This is a genomic window from Streptodolium elevatio, from assembly GCF_053592165.1.
Genome location: NZ_JBSFVE010000013.1, coordinates 180,087 through 197,548 on the forward strand (window position 1 = coordinate 180,087; position 17,462 = coordinate 197,548).

General features: G+C 71.1%; 20 protein-coding genes. 9 read left to right on the plus strand and 11 right to left on the minus strand.

Features of this window, described 5'->3' with window-relative positions; all coding sequences use genetic code 11:
• Positions 1 to 36: 36 nt before the first annotated feature.
• Together ACWD12_RS23985 and ACWD12_RS23990 are read left to right on the plus strand one after the other, a co-directional pair.
• A complete protein-coding gene (locus tag ACWD12_RS23985; RefSeq protein WP_450101248.1) occupies positions 37 to 342 on the plus strand; it encodes a putative quinol monooxygenase in 306 nt (101 codons plus the stop codon).
• 216 nt (positions 343 to 558) lie between these two features.
• Positions 559 to 1,143: a hypothetical protein gene (locus ACWD12_RS23990; protein ID WP_358352189.1), complete on the plus strand. Its 585-nt coding sequence runs from the start codon at positions 559 to 561 to the stop codon at positions 1,141 to 1,143.
• 32 nt (positions 1,144 to 1,175) lie between these two features.
• Here ACWD12_RS23990 and ACWD12_RS23995 read toward each other — a convergent pair whose 3' ends face one another.
• Positions 1,176 to 1,619 carry a metal-sensitive transcriptional regulator gene (locus tag ACWD12_RS23995; protein ID WP_450101323.1) on the minus strand — a complete coding sequence of 148 codons (444 nt, stop codon included), beginning with the start codon at positions 1,617 to 1,619 and terminating at the stop codon, positions 1,176 to 1,178.
• Positions 1,616 to 3,424, minus strand: coding sequence for a glycoside hydrolase family 3 protein (locus ACWD12_RS24000; protein WP_450101249.1), 1,809 nt, complete (start codon positions 3,422 to 3,424; stop codon positions 1,616 to 1,618). Before ACWD12_RS24000 ends, ACWD12_RS23995 begins: the two co-directional genes overlap by 4 nt.
• A gap of 182 nt (positions 3,425 to 3,606) precedes the next feature.
• Between ACWD12_RS24000 and ACWD12_RS24005 the strand changes: the two genes are divergently transcribed.
• Positions 3,607 to 4,374 carry a TVP38/TMEM64 family protein gene (locus ACWD12_RS24005; RefSeq protein WP_450101250.1) on the plus strand — a complete coding sequence of 256 codons (768 nt, stop codon included), beginning with the start codon at positions 3,607 to 3,609 and terminating at the stop codon, positions 4,372 to 4,374.
• A 9-nt stretch (positions 4,375 to 4,383) separates the two neighbouring features.
• Here the strand turns inward: ACWD12_RS24005 and ACWD12_RS24010 are convergent, their stop codons facing one another.
• Positions 4,384 to 5,001 (minus strand): potassium channel family protein, encoded by a 618-nt coding sequence (locus ACWD12_RS24010; protein WP_450101251.1) that lies wholly within the window; start codon positions 4,999 to 5,001, stop codon positions 4,384 to 4,386.
• Positions 5,002 to 5,258: 257 nt separating this feature from the next.
• On the opposite strand from ACWD12_RS24010, the gene ACWD12_RS24015 reads away from it, so the two are divergent.
• The 3 genes from ACWD12_RS24015 to ACWD12_RS24025 all read left to right on the plus strand — a co-directional run bounded on the left by ACWD12_RS24015 (position 5,259) and on the right by ACWD12_RS24025 (position 6,298).
• Complete coding sequence (locus tag ACWD12_RS24015; protein ID WP_450101252.1) at positions 5,259 to 5,690, plus strand: DUF6325 family protein; 432 nt, start codon at positions 5,259 to 5,261, stop codon at positions 5,688 to 5,690.
• A 103-nt stretch (positions 5,691 to 5,793) separates the two neighbouring features.
• Complete coding sequence (locus ACWD12_RS24020) at positions 5,794 to 6,153, plus strand: SHOCT domain-containing protein (RefSeq protein WP_450101253.1); 360 nt, start codon at positions 5,794 to 5,796, stop codon at positions 6,151 to 6,153.
• 1 nt (position 6,154) lies between these two features.
• A complete protein-coding gene (locus ACWD12_RS24025; protein ID WP_450101254.1) occupies positions 6,155 to 6,298 on the plus strand; it encodes a hypothetical protein in 144 nt (47 codons plus the stop codon).
• Here ACWD12_RS24025 and ACWD12_RS24030 read toward each other — a convergent pair.
• The 3 genes from ACWD12_RS24030 to ACWD12_RS24040 form a co-directional block, all read right to left on the minus strand.
• Entirely contained in the window at positions 6,286 to 7,128 is an 843-nt protein-coding gene (locus ACWD12_RS24030; RefSeq protein ID WP_450101255.1) for an aldo/keto reductase, read from the minus strand. The genes ACWD12_RS24025 and ACWD12_RS24030 overlap by 13 nt on opposite strands.
• Positions 7,129 to 7,385: 257 nt before the next feature.
• The gene (locus ACWD12_RS24035) at positions 7,386 to 8,969 is read right to left on the minus strand and encodes a VWA domain-containing protein (RefSeq protein WP_358352202.1); all 1,584 of its coding nucleotides are present in this window, start codon (positions 8,967 to 8,969) and stop codon (positions 7,386 to 7,388) included.
• Between the two features lie 165 nt (positions 8,970 to 9,134).
• Positions 9,135 to 9,791 carry a histidine phosphatase family protein gene (locus tag ACWD12_RS24040; protein WP_450101256.1) on the minus strand — a complete coding sequence of 219 codons (657 nt, stop codon included), beginning with the start codon at positions 9,789 to 9,791 and terminating at the stop codon, positions 9,135 to 9,137.
• Between the two features lie 299 nt (positions 9,792 to 10,090).
• Here ACWD12_RS24040 and ACWD12_RS24045 point away from each other — a divergent pair, with 299 nt between their 5' ends.
• Positions 10,091 to 10,297, plus strand: coding sequence for a cold-shock protein (locus ACWD12_RS24045; protein WP_358352206.1), 207 nt, complete (start codon positions 10,091 to 10,093; stop codon positions 10,295 to 10,297).
• A gap of 111 nt (positions 10,298 to 10,408) precedes the next feature.
• Here ACWD12_RS24045 and ACWD12_RS24050 read toward each other — a convergent pair whose 3' ends face one another.
• Positions 10,409 to 12,154, minus strand: a complete 1,746-nt coding sequence (locus ACWD12_RS24050; protein WP_450101257.1) for an MFS transporter — start codon at positions 12,152 to 12,154, stop codon at positions 10,409 to 10,411.
• Between the two features lie 212 nt (positions 12,155 to 12,366).
• Complete coding sequence (locus ACWD12_RS24055; protein ID WP_450101258.1) at positions 12,367 to 12,999, minus strand: uridine kinase; 633 nt, start codon at positions 12,997 to 12,999, stop codon at positions 12,367 to 12,369.
• A gap of 129 nt (positions 13,000 to 13,128) precedes the next feature.
• On the opposite strand from ACWD12_RS24055, the gene ACWD12_RS24060 reads away from it, so the two are divergent.
• Positions 13,129 to 13,566, plus strand: a complete 438-nt coding sequence (locus tag ACWD12_RS24060; protein ID WP_450101259.1) for an ASCH domain-containing protein — start codon at positions 13,129 to 13,131, stop codon at positions 13,564 to 13,566.
• Positions 13,567 to 13,603: 37 nt separating this feature from the next.
• Here ACWD12_RS24060 and ACWD12_RS24065 read toward each other — a convergent pair whose 3' ends face one another.
• The 3 genes from ACWD12_RS24065 to ACWD12_RS24075 all read right to left on the minus strand — a co-directional run bounded on the left by ACWD12_RS24065 (position 13,604) and on the right by ACWD12_RS24075 (position 15,663).
• Entirely contained in the window at positions 13,604 to 14,038 is a 435-nt protein-coding gene (locus ACWD12_RS24065) for an N-acetyltransferase family protein (protein ID WP_450101260.1), read from the minus strand.
• 93 nt (positions 14,039 to 14,131) lie between these two features.
• Positions 14,132 to 14,893 carry an enoyl-CoA hydratase family protein gene (locus ACWD12_RS24070; RefSeq protein ID WP_450101261.1) on the minus strand — a complete coding sequence of 254 codons (762 nt, stop codon included), beginning with the start codon at positions 14,891 to 14,893 and terminating at the stop codon, positions 14,132 to 14,134.
• Positions 14,894 to 15,033: 140 nt separating this feature from the next.
• A complete protein-coding gene (locus tag ACWD12_RS24075) occupies positions 15,034 to 15,663 on the minus strand; it encodes a TetR/AcrR family transcriptional regulator (protein ID WP_450101324.1) in 630 nt (209 codons plus the stop codon).
• Positions 15,664 to 15,917: 254 nt separating this feature from the next.
• On the opposite strand from ACWD12_RS24075, the gene ACWD12_RS24080 reads away from it, so the two are divergent.
• Positions 15,918 to 17,459 carry a carboxyl transferase domain-containing protein gene (locus tag ACWD12_RS24080; protein ID WP_450101325.1) on the plus strand — a complete coding sequence of 514 codons (1,542 nt, stop codon included), beginning with the start codon at positions 15,918 to 15,920 and terminating at the stop codon, positions 17,457 to 17,459.
• Positions 17,460 to 17,462 lie beyond the last annotated feature (3 nt).

A 17,462-nucleotide genomic window follows, 5' to 3' on the forward strand; every position in this document is an offset into this window, starting at 1 on the left:
GCCGAGTCACGGCAGCTCCGAGGAAGGCGGCTTGGCATGACCTATGGCTACATCGGCACGATGAAGACCCAGCCCGGCATGCGCGACGGCGTCGTGGCGATCCTGCTCTCCGGAGTCGAGAGTCTCCGCGAGCTCGGCTGCGAGAGCTACGTCGTCAGCATGGCCGCCGATGATCCGGACACGATCGTGGTCATGGAGGTCTGGCAATCGAAGGACCACCACGACGCATCGCTGCAGTTGCCCGAGGCGAAGGAAGCGATCGCTGCCGCCATGCCCATGCTCACCGGCGAATTCGGCGGGCGAGAGCTGGTTGTAGCGGGCGGCCTCGGCGCTGACGACTGACGGATCACGGGTGGAGCCGAAGGAAGATGGCAGCGACGTAGCGGGCGCCTGGTAGTTCGTGGCGAGTTTGCCGGTGCAACCGTTCCGGTGAAAGGCCGCGGTGCGCGCGCCGCGACCCGCCGTGGCAGGCGCCTGAGGCAGGCCACCCGAGGTCTGTGCCGTCCACCGCTCCACATGCCGGTCAGGACCCGCCGGTCAGGCCATAGGCTGACGGCCATGAAGTCCCTGGTGCCGACGCCGCCCGAGGGGTCGGCGCTGGCCGAACCGGGTACGCGTCGTGCGCTGCGCGGATACCGGCTCCGGGCCTGGTCGCTGATCCTGCTCGGCGGAGCGCTCTACGCCGCGGCCTGGATCCTGGAGCGGCAGACGGACCTGCCGCCGGTATGGACCCTCGCGACCATCCTCGCGGCGGGCTGCGCCGGGGTGTTCGGCCTCGTGACGCAAGTGCAGGCCGCGCGCATGCACCGCGTGCTGGCCCGCCACCCGTGGGTCGCCTGTGCCTGCCGCTTCCACGCGCCCGCCACGTATCCCACCGCGGGGAACCAGTCGGTCGTGGTGCTCATCGACCCCGCACGCGACGGCGCGCAGCACGTGCTCGCGGTCGTCGCCACCGCACGCCGCGCGCGCCGGCTCGCGCCGTGCGACGGCTCGAAGGTGTGGTTCGCGGGCGATCCCGCGCGCGGCGGCGTCGTCTCGCCGCCCGGCGGCGGCCACTTGCTGTGGACCCGACCGGTGCTGCTGCGCCCGTGGAGCCGCTACGTCAAGCAGCAGGCAACAGGCACCAACCCCGCCGGAGCCTGACCGACGCCGGCCCCCCCGCGCCGAGCGCACCTCTACGACCGCACCAGGCGTGCGATGGCGGCCGAGGCTTCGCGTACCTTTTCCTCGGCGTCCTCGCCGCCACCCGCGATTGCCTCCGACACGCAGCACGCCATGTGCTCGTCCAGCAGAGCGAGCGCGAACGACTGCAACGCCCGTGTCACCGCCGACACTTGGGTCAGGACGTCGATGCAATACGTGTCGTTCTCCACCATGCGCTGGAGGCCGCGTACCTGGCCCTCGATGCGGCGCAGCCGCTTGAGCACGTCGTCCTTCTGATGGCTGTATCCGGTCATCGCCCGCCCCCTCCGCCGCGCAGCCGCCGAGCCCGCCCGGGCCCGGCCGGCCCCGCCGTGACCCCAAGTGTGCCCGTCCGCCCGGGAACGCGACGACCCCGCGGCGGAACACTCCGCTGCGGGGTCGCGCGGTTTCCGGGACGGCCCGGCCGCGGCTGTCAGTACGACAGCCCGTGGCCGAACTCGTAGACCGCGTCCGTGCCGTCGCTCGGTACGTCCGAGCGCTGCGCCTCGACGTCGGCCATCGAACGGGGGAGCTGGAACGGCAGTCGGCCCTCGGGCGTCCGGCGCCCGAACAGCACGTCCAGCAGCGGGCCGTCGGCCGCGCCGTAGTTGGCCACCAGCGCCGCGGACGCCTCGGCGATCTCCGGGATGACCGCCGGGCGCTCCAGGTAGATGTCGACGACGGTCGGCACCTTGCCGCACAGTTCGAGGATGCGGGCGAGCTCCGCTTCGCCGAAGGCGAGCGAACCGGAGTGGAAGAACGCCTCGAACGGGCCGTTCGCCGGGTCCCACGGGGTGCGCGTGCGCAGGATCGCCACGTCGGCGTCCTCGGGCGCGGCGACGACGGTGCCGTACGCGGCGGCCAGCTCGGCGTCGACGCCCTCGACGTACACCTTGGTGCCCTGCGCGAGCGGCAGGACCGGGGCGTCCGTGCCGTTCTTGAGCAGGGTGACCGACCGGGCCTGCGCGACGAGGCCCAGTTCGAGCGACTCGGGGGTGCCGACGATCGCGTCCGCGGCCTCGACGTCCACGAACGGGTTCTCGAACAGGCCGAGCACGAACTTCTCGCGCAGCAGGCGGCGCACCGAGACGTCGATGCGCTCCTCGCTCACCTTGCCGTCGCGCACCAGGGCGATGACGAGGTCGGGGCAGGCCTCGCCGCCGAACTGGTCGCAGCCGGCCTCGATGACCTTCTGCACGCGCTCGGGCTCGGTCAGGTGCTCGACGCCCCAGGCGCGGGCCGGGTACGCCGTACCGAAGATCTCGGCGTCGCTGATCAGGCCCCAGTCGGTGCACACGATGCCGTCGAAGCCCAGTTCCTCGCGCAGGAGGCCGGTGATGACACCCTTGTTGAAGCCGAAGGCGACCTCTTCCAGGTCGGTCCCGACCGGCATGCCGTAGTACGGCATCATCTGCGAGGTGCCCGCCGCCAGGGCCTTCTTGAACGGCTCCAGGTGGTAGGCGAAGTTGTCGCCCGGGTAGACCTGCTCGCGCCCGTCGGCGAAGTGCGGGTCGGTGCCGTCCTTCTGCGGTCCACCGCCCGGGAAGTGCTTGGTCATCGTCGCCACCGAGTCCGGGCCCAGCTCCCCGCCCTGCGCGCCCTCGATGTACGCCGCGACCATGCGCCCGGTCAGCTCGGCGTTCTCGCCGAACGTGGCGTTGATGCGCGCCCAGCGCGGCTCGGTGGCCAGGTCGATCTGCGGGTGCAGCGCGACGCGGATGCCGACCGCGAGGTACTCGCGGCGCATGATGTCGGCGAAGTCGCGGACCAGCTTCTCGTCGCCGATCGCCGCGAGCCCGCACGTCTCCGGGAACTGCGAGAAGCCCCCGGCCAGCATCGCGGTGCCCGGGTTGTCGGTGAAGTGGTGGCGCGGGTCGGTCGAGATCGTGACCGGGATGCCCAGGCGCGTGCCCAGCGCGATCTCCTGGACCTTGTTGTGCCACGCCGCTATCTGCGTCGGGTCGGCGCCGCCCATGAGGTTGAAGTGGTTCATCCGCCGCGCCTCGACCATGTCCCGCACGGTCGGCGTGCCCATGGGCGATTCGGCGGCGTCCTCGATGAGCTTTCCGTCCTCGCCCATCACGGCGATGGTCTGGAAGAGCAGGCCCGCCTTCTCCTCCAGCGTCATGCGGCCGAGCAGGTCCTCGACGCGCTCCGCGACCGGGAGCGAGGGGTCCTCGTACGGCGCGGTGGCGCCGCCGCGGAAGGTGTTGCGGGCCGAGTCCGCGCTGGTCTGGGTCATCTTCACTGCCTCCTGGGCGGGGTCGAGCACGTGGGCGCGACGGGGACGGCCCACCCACACATCGTCCCATGAAAACCTACTGACCACTAGGTTTTAGCACGAGGCGGCACGGGGGCGCCCGGGCCACCCGTACAATCGGCGGGTTGAGTGGCGCACGACGACCGGGTGGAGGGGGCGCACACATGGTCGACGCCGTGCGCGACCTTTTCGGCTGGGCGGCCGACACGGTCACGGGCATCCTCGACGCGCTGCGCGACTGGCTGACCCACGGAGCCTGGACCGAATACCCGACTCCCGTCGTCATCACCTTGTTCATCGTCATCTGCGCGCTCTGCGTGGCCTTTTTCGTCCCCAAGACGCTGCTGGCCCCCGCCGCGGGCGCGCTGTTCGGCGCGGTCACCGGCACCGCCGTGGCGATGACCGGCACCGTCCTCGGCAGCGTCATCGCCCTGGGCGTCGGCCGCCGCATGGGCCGTGACCGGGTACGCGGCTGGATGCACCGCAAGCAGGCCCTCGCCGACCTGGACGCCCGCCTGACGCGGCACGGCGTACTGCCCGTCGTCGTGCTGCGCCTCGTGCCGGTGATGCCGGGCTTCGTGGTCAACTACGGCGCGGCCGCCACCGGGATCCGGGTACGCCACTTCGTCGTCGGCTCGGTGATAGGCCTGCTGCCGGCCACGATGGTCCAGGTCGCGGCGGGCGCATCGGTACGCAACGGGCTCTCCACGACGGTCGTCGTGATGGCCACGGTCGGCGTCCTGCTCATCGCCGTGGCGACGCTGTACTTCCGCGGCCGGGGCAAGGAACTGGCCGAAGGGCACGCGGACGGATCGCCGGACGCGATTGCCGAGACCGGCGCGCGGCCCGACACGGACTCCGCGACCGAGCGCGGGCGTGGCGACGCGCAGGTGGACGACCCGGCCGCAGTGCCGGCTGACCGCCGACCCTGAGCCGAACTGTCACGCCTGAGGCTCGTCCGGATCCGAACCCGGCGCCGACTTCCCGGGCGCACCCGAGGAAGAGTCCGCAGGCGAATCCAGGGCAGAGCCCGGGGCGGAATCCGGAGCCGCCGCGGCACCCCTGCGGCGCTGCTTGATGCGGTCGAGCGCGACCGACACGCCCGCGCCCAGGAAGACCAGGTTGAAGACGATGTTCACCATCACCACGACGCGGGCGGACTGACCCGACGGGATGATGTCGCCGTAGCCCACGGTCGCCGTCGTCACCAAGGTGAAGTAGAGCCCGTCCGTCCGGGTGACGAGCCCGCTGAACTGCCCGTCGTCCTGCGCCAACCGGTAGTAGACGGTGGCGAAGAAGACCATGCTCACCACCACGGTCAGCAGCAGCCCCTCCGCGCGGGCCGGCAGCGAACTCCGGTTGTCGCGGGTGATGAGGAACAGGATCATCACGGCGAGGCCCAGCACGCACAGCGCGAAGACCACGGCCCGGAGCACGAACGACGTGTCCTCGGTGTCGTCCGGCAGCACGTAGTACGCCACGACGACCACGACCAGTGTGACGAGCGCCCGCAGCGCCACCCACCAGCCCGACTCGGTCGTCCTCGCCCGCGCGCCCATGCTCCCTCCAAAGCCGCTTCCATGCTGTGCCCGGCGGACCGATCCCGCCACACCAGCACCACGCCACTCTCCTGTTGCGGGCCTCCGGGGCCCGGGTTTGACTGATCATCAGGACGCCACCGGGGGATTCCGCGATGCCCGTGGCATTCGAGGTACTCGAGGCATCCGGGGTATCTGCGGTACTCGCTGTACGCGCGGTTTCCGGGGCGTTCGTCATGCCCGTGATGTCCGTGATCCCGGAAGGCGGCGGAGGCACGATGGATCTGGGACCTGTCGACTACATCGTGGTCGAGTTCCCCGGCAGCAAATTCCGAGGCGAGATCGGGCCCGCCCTCGCGGCCCTGGTCAACAGCGGCACGATCCGCATCCTCGACCTCACCTTCGTGCGCAAGACGGCGGACGGCGAGACGACCCATCTGGAGCTGGACGCCCTCGACCCCGCCGACGTCGCCGCGTTCGACGACGTCGACGGCACCATCGCGGGCCTCCTGAACCAGGAGGACATCGACCTCATCGCGGCCGACCTGCCCGCCGACTCGTCGGCGGCGGTCATCGTCTTCGAGAACACCTGGGCCGCGCGCATCGCGACGGCGATCGGGCGGGCGGACGGCCGCGTCGCGGCGTTCGAGCGCATCCCCGCCGAGACCGCGGAAGCCGCCCTGATGGCCGTGGCCGCCCAGGGCGCCTGACCGGCACGGGACGCGTCGCGGCCGCCACGGCCGCAGCCGCCACGACAGGCGAGACAGGCACGACTGGCACCACAGGCACGACACGCCCGACAGGAGCGAAGCCATGCTGATGCGAGGACCCATGATGGCCCGCCGCGGCCCCGGGCTGCTGGGGGCCGCGGTACGCACCGCCGTGGTCGCGGGAACGGCCTCCGCGGTGAGCGGACGCGTACGCGAGCACCAGGCGAACCGGATGGCCGAACAGGACGCCGCGGCGCAGTACCAGGCGGAGCAGCAGCAGGCCCAGGCGTACGCTCCGCAAGGCCCTTCCGCCCCGCCGCCGCCCGCCCAGCAGTCCGCCCCGCAGTCCCCGGCCGGCGACCCCGTCGTGGACCAGCTCGAACGCCTCGCCCGGCTTCGCGACCAAGGCGTTCTCGACGACGCCGAGTTCGCGGCGCAGAAGGCCCGCATCCTCGGCGGCTGACGTGGACGCGCTGGTCTCCGGCGGCGCGTTCCCCGCGCTCATCGCCGCCTGCCACGTGGCGTGGGGCGGCGTCGGGCGCGCGATGCGCCGCGGACGCCGCCCCGTCGAGGTGCGGGTGTGCCGGCGGCCCGGTCAGCCGTCGTAACCGAGGTTGAACGTGTCCGGGTCGGGGCCCGTACGGCGGCCCCGGTCCAGGTTCGCGATCGCCTCGTTGTCGGCCTGGTCGAGGTCGAAGTCGAACACCGCGATGTTCTCCGCGATGCGCGACGGCGTGACGGACTTCGGGATCACGATCGTGCCCTGCTGTACGTGCCAGCGCAGCACCACCTGGGCGGGCGTGCGGCCGTGCTTCTCGGCGATCCCGGTGATCACCGTGTCGGTGAGCAGCGCGCCGCCCTTCGCCAGCGGGCTCCACGCCTCGGTCCGCACCCCGAACTCGTCGTGGAAGGACCGCAGTTCGCGCTGCTGGAGGTACGGGTGCAGCTCGATCTGGTTCACCGCGGGGACCACGCCGGAGCCGTCGAAGAGGCGTTCGAGGTGCGGGATCTGGAAGTTCGACACCCCGATCGCGCGGATCCGCTGGTCGGCGTACAGCTTCTCGAACGCCTGCCACGTGTCGATGTACCGGTCGGCGGCCGGCATCGGCCAGTGGATGAGGTACATGTCGACGTACTCCAGCCCGAGCTTCGCCAGGCTGTCGTCGAACGAGGCAAGCGTGGTGTCGTATCCCTGCCGGCGGTTCCACAGCTTGGTGGTCACGAACAACTCTTCGCGCGGGATGCCGGAGGCGGCGATCGCGGCGCCCACGCCGCTCTCGTTCTCGTACGCCGAGGCCGTGTCGATGCTGCGGTACCCCGCGTCCAGCGCGGCGCGCACCGCCACCTCGGTCTCGGCCGGAGGCACCTGCCATACCCCGAAGCCGAGTTGCGGGATCGACACGCCATTGTTCAGGGTGATGCTCGGAACGCTGCTCACGGGTGGTTCCTCCGGACGTTCGGACACGTGGTCTTCCGATCATGGCCAATCGACCGCGCGAACTCCGGCATCCCGCGCCGGAGAACCCCCGGCGGAAGCAATCCGCGTTCGGTCCCGGGACGACGTCGGCCCCGGTGCCTGGCAAGGCAAATGCGTTGCCAGGCACCGGGGCTGACGGTGAATCAGGTAGCAATCCCGGGAAATCCCAGAGAATCCCGGGTAACCCCGGAGAATTCCCGGGCCGGACACCGGGAGATTCAGCCGATCAGAAGGCCCATGCTCCGCGCCCGGTTCAGCCAGTCGGGGTATTCCTCCATCATCAGGTCGAACAGCGCCTCGTCCGTGAGGTTCGCGGGGTCGGTCACCGCGAAGAACGCCGCATTGTCGGTGTAGCGGCCCTGAAGGTTGTCGAGTTCCTCCAGGAACGCGAAACCGCCGGTGAGCTTTTCGATGAGTTTGTTCTGCAGCCGCTCGGACAGTTTCGGCTTCTTCTTCGGCCCGGTCTGCACGGTGGCCGACGGGTCCACCTTGTCGACCGCCTTCGGCGACGGGCCGATGCCCATGAACTGCCAGAAGATCGGCTCGTAGCTGGAGTACGTCACCTGCTCGCGCGTCAGCTGCTCGGTGCTGGTCATGCCGTCCGTGATGAACATGACGTACACCGGAACGCGGTCGGCGAGGGGCGCGTGCCGCGGGCCCGACGTCTTGAAGTAGCTCTCGCGCAGCAGCCGCATCGCCGCGGCGTAGTCGGTGCCGCCCTCCAGCGGGTAGCGCTGGAGCATCTGGTTCGTCCAGCCCTGGTACTGCTTGAGGTTCAGCGTGCCGGCCTCGTGCCCGTTCTGGCCGAACAGGAAGACGTCCACCTCGCCGTTGTCGTCGAAGCGCAGGCCGAGCGACAGCACGCGCTCGACGAGCGCCTGCACCTTGCCGGACTGGAAGAGGTTCTGCATCGACGCGGAGATGTCCAGGCACAGCGCGACGCGCGCGGTGTGCTCGCCGAGGCCGCGCTTCTCCAGGCTGACCGCGGCCTTCTTCGTCAGGTCGAGGAGCCGCCCGTGGCCCTCCTCGCCGAGACGTTTCTCCATGTTGACGAGCTTCTGCTTCTTCAGGCTGACCGCACCCGACGCCGGGGCCGCCTGCTGCGTTGCGGGCTGCTGCGGCGCGGGCGGCGCCACGACGGGCGCGGCCGGCGCCGTCGGGAGCGTGCGCACGGCCGGGTTCGGGGCCGTCTGCACCGCGGACGGCGGCATCGGCGGCGGCGTGTACCCGGCCGCCGGGGCGGCCGGTGCCTGCGGGGCCGCGGGGGGCTCCGGCTCGGCGTCCACCGCGATGCCGAAGTCGGTGGCCAGGCCGGCCAGGCCGGACGCGTACCCCTGCCCGACGGCGCGGAACTTCCACGCGCCGTTGCGCAGGTACAGCTCGCCGAACAGGAACGCGGTCTCGGTCGTGGCGTCCGCGATGTCGAACACCGCGTGCTCGCGACCGGCCTCGTCGAGCAGCTTGAGGGCCAGGCCGGGCACCTGGCCGAACGTGCCGCCGTCCGCCGACGCGCCCACGACGATGCGCACGACGTCGGCCGGCACGCGGCTCAGGTCGACTCGTATGGCGTCGGTCGCGGTGCCGTCCGCGCCGGTCTGCTTGCCGGCGTGCGCGACCGCGCCCGACGGGTGCGTGGGCTGGTTGTAGAAGATGAAGTCTTCCTCGCCGCGCACCTTGCCCGTGTCGGCCAGGAGCAGGGCGGAAACGTCGACGTCCGGCGCACCGCCGGTCCGCCAGGAGACCACCGCACGCAGCGAGGTGGTCGGGACTGGGATGTTCGCGCCTTTGGACATCGTGGTCATGCAGCACATCATGCCCGTTCGGCGGCCCTGTCGGGCGACCGGTCCCGCCATCTCGGCGTGCCTCGTCCGCACGGTCGACACCGGCCTCCTACGTGCGGCCGATGAGCCGCGGCCGACGGGCTGCCCGCCCCGGTGTGCCACCTCCGCCGCGCCACTTTTGCCGCGCTATTTCCAGCGGTCGAACGGCCGGTCGAGGACGTACCGGCCGTCCGTGCCGCGCAGCAGCACGCGCGTCTCGCCGTTGCCCGGGTTCGACAGGCACTCGAACTCCTCGACCGACCAGTGGAACCAGCGCATGCAGAACAGCCGCATCGTCAGGCCGTGGGTGACCAGCAGGACGTTGCGGTCCGGGCCGTACCGCACCGCGTGCCGGGCGAAGTCGCGGTGCATGGTTTCCAGGAACGAGCTCACCCGGTCGTACACGTCCGCGCCGCTCTCGCCGTGCGCGAAGCGGTAGTAGAAGTGCCCGTACGCGTCCCGGTCCGCCCGCTGGCGCTCCATGTCGACGAGGTCCTGGATGTTGCCCCAGTCCTGCTCGCGCAGCCGCGGCTCCTCCTTGGCGCGGGTGCGCTCGGGGTCGAGGCCCAGCAGCCGGAAGGTCTCGCGGGTGCGGCGGTACGGCGACACGAACGCCGTCACGTGCTCGGTGCCGAACAGCGCGCGGAGCTCGCGCCCGGCTTCCTCGACCTGCTCGCGCCCGCGCTCGGTGAGCTCCAGCGCGTGGTCCGGCACCCGCTCGTAGATCATCGGGTCGACGTTGCCCTGCGACTCGCCGTGCCGGACCAGGACGATGCGCTTGGGGCGCGCGGCGGTGTCGATCATGCCCGGACTCTACGGCCCCGGGCCCGCTGCGACACGCCCCCGGCACGGCTGCGACCTGCGGCGATTCCCATATTTCGCGGTTGGCCGGGTGGGTGTGCTAACGTCTTACTCGTTGCAGTTGTGGTTCCCAGCGAAATCTGTGTGCACCTGTCGAGTTGTAACGACAGGTGCATTTTTTGGTTTCGGTGGATGTTTTCGGTATCGGTGCTTGCGCCGTTTCCCGAATTCAGGGTGATCATCACAGCGACACCGGATCCGCGAGGTGCGGATTCGTGGACCTTCCCCTGAAGGAGAGAAATATGGCTACCGGTACCGTCAAGTGGTTCAACTCGGAAAAGGGCTTCGGCTTCATCGCGCAGGACGGCGGCGGCGACGACGTCTTCGCCCACTTCTCCGCCATCCAGGCGAACGGCTTCCGTGAGCTCGTCGAGGGCCAGCAGGTCGAGTTCGACGTGGTCCAGGGCCAGAAGGGCCTGCAGGCGGAGAACATCCGCACGATTGGCTGAGCCTCCCGCTCACTCACCCGCAGGGGCTCGTACCGGCGTTTCGCCGGTACGAGCCCCTGCGGCGTTGTGCCGCCTTCCCCGCAGTTGCCGCGCCGCCGTACCGCGTATGCGCTACCGGTCGCTCTCCGCGGTCTCGCTCTCCTCCGTCCCGCGCACCAGCTCGGCCAGCTCGGCGTCCACCTTGCGGGCGTGTTCCTCCGCGTCCGCGCGCGCCTTGCGCGGATCCCAGCGCCCGGCCATCAGGAACACGGTCGGCAGGAACAGCGCCTGGCACGCGATGGTGAACCACCACCACCGCTCCCACTCGTCCGGAGCCCGCTCCTGGGCCGCGAGGACGTCAGGGGCGTACTTGTCCAACGTGCGCAGGGCCTCCGCCTTCTCCTGGACCTGGAGGAGCTTCTCCAGCCCCACGGTCTGGATGGCCCTGGCCAGCAGCTCCGGCGGGATGTCCTCCTGCCGGGGGTACGCGTCCAGTTCGGCGAACAGCCCCGGGTTGGCCTGCACCGTCTCGGCCGCGGGACCCGCCTCCGCGGCGGCGGCCTGGACCTTCGCGCTGTCGTTCACCAGCGGGGTGACCGCCGTGACGATGATCGGGGTGAAGATCGCCGACACCGACACGATGACGCGCAGCGTCCAGCCCCACACCGCCAGGCCGATCGCGGTCGCCGCCGGGTTGTGCCGCTCGACCGTCTCGGTGAACGCGGCCATCCACGGCGCGAAGGTGAAGCCGCTGAACACGCCGATGCCGACCAGCAGCCAGGCGGAGTGGTAGTAGCCCGTCCCGGGGTCGTCGGTGCGCATCAGGAACAGCAGGGTGAAGAACACCGTGCCGACGCCGCCCAGGATCATGAACGGTTTTCGCACCTTGAGCAGGTCGGACACGATGCCGACGAACACCAGCGACAGCGCGTTGGCCACCCAGTACCAGTTGGCCAGGGCGTTGGTCCGCTGTTCGGAGTAGCCGAACACGGTCGCGTAGTACACGACCAGGTTGCCGACCGCCGAGTAGTAGAACATCAGGTGCAGGCCGATGCCCACGGCCGGGCCCACGATGTCCGGCCGCATCATCTGCCGCCACTGGCCCTTGAGTATCTGCTCGGTGTCCAGGCCGCGGGCCTTGGCCTCGACGAGGGCCTGGTCGCGCAGGCTCACCATCAGCTGGTCGCGTAGCGGCGGCGACAGCTCGCGAAGGCCGAAGAAGGCGATCACGAACACCCCGAGGCCCGCGTACCCGGCGAACCGGAACTGGTCCTCCCAGCCGTGGGTGTCCAGGGTGTGGCTGGTCACGATCGTCGTGGTCAGCGAGCCGATGACCGGGCCCAGCGTCCAGAAGCCCATCGCCGCGGCCCGGCCGATCTGCGGCGAGAAGTCGCGGATCAGGGCGGGGGAGGCGACCAGGACGATGCCCTCGACGAAGCTCACGATGGCCATGTAGACCATCAGTTGCGTCTTGGACTCGGCGTTGGGCACCGCGAAGACGATGAGCAGGCCCACCAGGAGCAGGCCGTACACCACGAGGTTCGCACGGCCCCAGCGGTCCGCGAGCCCGGCCAGCAGCGACGCGAAGGCACCGGCCAGGTTGCCCACCACGGAGATCATCGTGGCGAACATGTACGTCATGCCGAACTCGGAGATCAGGGACGTCGACACCGAGTACTGCACGTACAACTGGTAGTACAGGACGATGCCGGCCAGGGTCGAGATGAACAGGTAGAAGACCCGCGGGCCGGTCCCCGGATAGCGGTCGAGCTGCCGATTCCACAGTGGCCCCAGGGGATTTCGGGGCGGAGCGGCCGCCGCGGCGGGCTCGGGTTCTCTTGCGCCGGCGTCACCCCTCGGCGACGTGGTTTCGGACATGCGGCCTCCTCGGAGCGCCCGGGACATGAGCGGTGCGGATTGCCGAACTGATCGGTGCCAAATGCGTGATGCGGCATGCACGGTGCGAAGAGCGGAGGCGAGCGTAGTGCCGGGCGGTTACACGTACCAGAGGCATAGCTAACGTTCGATCGGTAATTTGCCCGGTCGGTACGTTCCGGCGCTCCGGGCGGCTCCCCGCGGACCCGGTCCCGCTATTCGGGCACCACCAGCGCGGGCCTGCGCGGGTCGTCCCAGCGCACGACGAAGTCGGCCGACTCCTCGGGGAAGCACTCCGCGCGGTAGCGGTCGTACGCCGGCAGCGTCCACCGCGCGTCGGCGTCGGTGCGGCGTTCCAGCGCGCCCGGGGACAGGCTCAGATGCACCGTCAGATCGATCGGAAGGCCACGCCCGATCAGCAGCGCACCGTCGAGCAGCAACACGCCGCCCGGCGGGAGTTCGACGTACGCGGCGCGGGTGGCCCGGTCGCGCCCGACGTCCCACAGGCTCGGTAGCACCCGCCCGTCGCCGCCCGGGCCCAGGGGATCCAGCACCTCGCGCTGCAGGCCCTTCTCGTCGAGCCACGACCAGTAGAACGAGTCGGCGTCGTGGCGCCCGTGTTCGAGCCGGACCGACGCGGGGCGCAGGAAGTCGTCGGCGGACACCCGCTGCACGGGGTGCCCGGCGGTCCGCAACGGCGCCACCATCGCATCGGCGAGGACGCCCGGCGCCGCCGCCGCGGCACCGTCGACCGCGACGCGCAGCCATCCGCCCTCCGGTACCCGGCCGGCCACCACCTCGGCGAGATACTCGGCCAGCGCCGCGGGAGTAAGGGGACGTACGCGCACACCCCCATCCTGCCCGCTCGCCCCGCCCATACGTCGAGCGGCAGGCGGCGGGGCGGCGTCGCGATGCCTCTACCGCGGCTGCCAGGTCACCGCATCGGCCCGGATTGTCCGTCGGCTTATGCTTTCGAGATGAACGATCCCTCCGCCCTCCCGCCCGCCGAGTTCGGGTTTCCCGGCGCGCTGCGCGACAAGCTCGTGGCGGCGATCCTGGCGGGGGAGAAGACGTCGACGACCGGGCTGCTCGTCGACTACGAGGTCTGCGGCGAGTCGCTGCCCGTCGTGGGTGCGCGCCGCGCCGTCGTCGACTCGGACATGCGGCCGGTGGCGGTCATCGAGGTGACCGAGGTACGCACCTTGCCGCTGCGCGACGTCGACTGGCCGCACGTCCGCGACGAGGGCGAAGGGGACGACTCCATCGCCTCGTGGCGGGCGGCCCACGAACGGTTCTGGCACAGCCCGGAGATGCGCGAGGCGCTGGGCGACCCGGGCTTCGAGGTCGACGACGAGACCGTCGTGGTGGCCGAGCGCTTCCGCCTGGTCGAACGCCTCCAGGGCCCGGACGTGTAGTGCTGTGACCGGAAGGTTCACCGCTTCCGCCACAGCACTAGAAGTTCTGCTGGTAGACGATGAAGCCGCGGTTCTGGGCGACCTTGTCGTAGAGCTTGCGGGCGGTGTCGTTGTGCGCCTGGGTGTGCCAGTACAGGCGCGCGCAGTCGTGCGCCCGCGCCCAGTCGGAGACCGCCGCGATCAGTGCGCGTGCGACGCCCTTCCCGCGTACGTCCTCCGCGGTGAACAGGTCCTGGAGGTAGCACACGTCCGCGGACGTGGTGCTCGCGTGCACGAGGAAGTGCGCGATGCCGACGAGGCGGCCGTCGAGTGTCGCGCCCAGGGCGTGGATGCGGGTGTCGGCCTGGAACCCGGACCAGGCCCGGTCGAACGCCTCCGGCGGCAACACCCTTTCGTAGAAGGTGTTGTAGCCGGTGAACAGATCTTCCCAGGCGGGCCGGTCCTCGGGTGTCAGCTTGGCGATACTGATCATGCGCTCGATCCTCGGCCCTTCGGTGGTCGGTGGTCGCGGTCCAGATCGGTTGGTTCGGTCACGTCGGGGGCGAGCCGGGTCGGTACGTCCCGCTCAGTCCGCCCAGCGCGGCGGGCGGTGTTCCCTACGGGCGCGCATGCCCTCGGCGGCCTCTTCGGAGGCGAAGAGCTTGGCGGACAGGCGTACCGTCGCGGCGCCGTCGGCGGCCACGCGTTCCGCGAGCGCGGCGTTGAGCAGCTTCTTGGTCTCGACCAGGCCCTGACGGGACGCCAGGCGCAGGCCCGCGAGCAGGTGTTCGGCTGCGGCGTCGGTGCCTTCGACGCCGTCACCGGCCAGCGTGAGCAGCCCGATGCGCGCCGCCTCGGTGCCGTCGAACTCCTCGCCGGTGAGGAAGTACCGGCCGGCGGCGCGCGGGTTCAGGCGCGGCAGAGTGCTCAGCGAGATGATCGCGGGCGCGAGGCCCAGGCGAACTTCGGAGAACGCGAACGACGTCGACGCGGGGGCCACCGCGAGGTCGCACGCGCCGACCAGGCCCAGGCCGCCGGCGCGGGCGTTGCCGCGCAGGTGGGCGAGCACCGGGACGGGCAGCTCGATGATCGCCGCGAGCAGGCCGAGCAGCCGCTGCGTACCGCGCTCCATGCCGCCCGCGGCGGCTTCCTTGAGGTCGGCGCCGGCGCAGAAGGTCGGGCCGGTGTGGGTGAGGACGACCGCGCGTACGGACGCGTCCGCGGCGACGGCGGCCAGGTGCGCGTCCAGTTCGTCCATGAGCGCCGCCGACAGCGCGTTGCGGTTGGCGGGCGAGTCGAGCGTGACGGTGGCGATCGCGGCGTCGTGGGTGCGGGTCACCAGGGGCATCGGCATACGTCCTCGGGGTGTCGGCTGGGCTTCGGCGGGCGGGTCGACAGGGGCCGGCGGGAGTCGGTGCGGGGCTGCACAGGTCGGTGCGGGCCCACGCAAGGTGGAACGGCCCGTTCGGGGCGGTCGGCGCGCAGTGGTCAGCGGCCCGCCGCGGCGAAGGCGCCGAGGGCGAGAGTGCGCAGGAGGGCGGCCATCGTGTCGGGGCCGGGGGGACGCGGCCCGCGGTGGCCGGCGGCGGCGCTGTGCGGGGTCGAGTTGAGCAGTCCGAACACGGCGTGCACGGACGCGCGGGCCTGTGCCTCGGTGGCGGGCTGTGAATCGCGCGTGAAGCCCGGGTAGGCGTCGACGACCACGCCCACCCATATCTCCACGTACGCCCGCTGGAGCCGCCGTACCTTGCGCTGGTCGGCCTCCGGCAGGCTCGCGAGGTCGCGGTCGTGCAGCACGATCAGCGCGGGCTCCGCGAGGGCGAAGTCGACGTGCCGGGTGATGAGCGCGTCCAGCCGGTCGGCCGGCGCGCCGTGCTCGTCGACGCATTCGCGGCCACCGGAGAGCAGCCGTTCGCTGATGCCGATCAGCAGCTCGGCGAGCATCGCGTCCTTGCCGCGGAAATGCCGGTAGAGGCCGGGCCCGGTGATGCCGGACGCCGCGCCGATCTCGTCGACGCTGACGCCGTGGAAGCCGCGTGCCGCGAAGAGGCGCGCGGCTTCGCGCAGGATTTGCGCGCGGCGCGGACTGGTGACCTGCTCGACCGACATGGCCCCCATGCTAGACACGGATGTGAACGATCGCTAACGTCGGGTCCATCAAGTTCTGTTAACGCTCGCTAACAGGCGGCCGGTGGCGGGACGAGGCGACACACGGAGGCGGCGGCATGCGGGCAACCCCCACGACCACCGGCGTCCGCGCGAACGGAACCGCCGCGCGCGCCGGTGCGGCGCCCTCGGCGGGGCTGGGGCCACGACTGGGCACACGCGCGGACGGACACGGCGAGGCGTACCGGGCGAACACGCTCGCCCACATGGGTGAAGTCGCGGAACTGCGGCGACGGCTCGCGACCGCGGCCCTCGGCGGCGGCGAGACCGCCCGCGCCCGGCACGTTGCTCGCGGCAAGCTGCTGCCGCGCGAGCGCGTGGACACCCTGCTCGACCCCGGCTCGCCGTTCCTGGAGGTGGCCCCGCTCGCCGCCGACGGCCTGTACGACGGGGCGGCACCCGCGGCGGGCGTCGTCGCGGGCATCGGGCGCGTGTCGGGGCGCGAGGTCATGGTCGTGGCGAACGACGCGACGGTGAAGGGCGGCACGTACTACCCGCTGACCGTGAAGAAGCACCTGCGGGCGCAGGAGATCGCGTACGAGAACCGCCTGCCGTGCGTGTATCTGGTCGACTCCGGCGGTGCCTTCCTGCCGATGCAGGACGAAGTCTTCCCGGACCGCGACCATTTCGGCCGCATCTTCTTCAACCAGGCGCGTTTGTCGGCCGCGGGCATTGCGCAGATCAGCGCGGTGCTCGGGTCCTGTACGGCCGGCGGGGCGTACGTCCCGGCGATGAGCGATCAGACCGTCATCGTGCGCAACCAGGGCACCATTTTCCTGGGCGGCCCGCCGCTGGTGAAGGCCGCGACGGGCGAGGTCGTCACCGCGGAGGAACTCGGCGGCGGCGAGGTGCACGCCCGCACGTCGGGCGTCGTCGACCACCTCGCCGAAGACGACGCGCACGCGCTGCGCATCGTGCGCGACATCGTGGCCGGGCTCGGCCCGCGCGCACCGCGGCCGTGGGACGTCGCCCCGGTGGAGGAACCGGCCGTCGACCCGGTCGGGCTGTACGGCGTCGTGCCGGCCGACAACCGCACGCCCTACGACGTGCGCGAGGTCATCGCCCGCATCGTCGACGGCTCGCGCTTCTCGGAGTTCAAGGCCGAGTACGGCGCGACGCTCGTCACCGGCTTCGCGCGCGTGCACGGCCACCCGGTCGGCATCGTCGCCAACAACGGCATCCTGTTCTCCGAATCGGCGCTGAAGGGCGCGCACTTCATCGAGCTGTGCGACCAACGGGCCATCCCGCTGCTGTTCCTGCAGAACATCACGGGCTTCATGGTCGGCCGGGCGTACGAGAACGGCGGCATCGCCAAGCACGGCGCCAAGATGGTCACCGCCGTCGCCACCACGCGGGTTCCCAAGTTGACGGTGGTGGTGGGCGGTTCGCACGGGGCGGGCAACTACTCGATGTGCGGCCGGGCGTACTCGCCGCGCTTCCTGTGGATGTGGCCGGGCGCCAAGATCTCGGTCATGGGCGGCGAACAGGCCGCCACCGTGCTGGCCACCGTCAAGCGCGACCAACTCGCCGCGCGCGGCGAGGACTGGCCCGCGGAGGACGAGGCGGCCTTCCGGCAGCCGGTGCTCGACCAGTACGAACGGCAGGGCAGCGCATACTACGCCACCGCCCGGCTGTGGGACGACGGGGTCATCGACCCGCTCGACACCCGCACCGTCGTCGGTCTCGCGCTGACCGCGTGCGCCAACGCCCCCCTCGCCGACCCCGGCTTCGGCCTCTTCCGGATGTGAGCC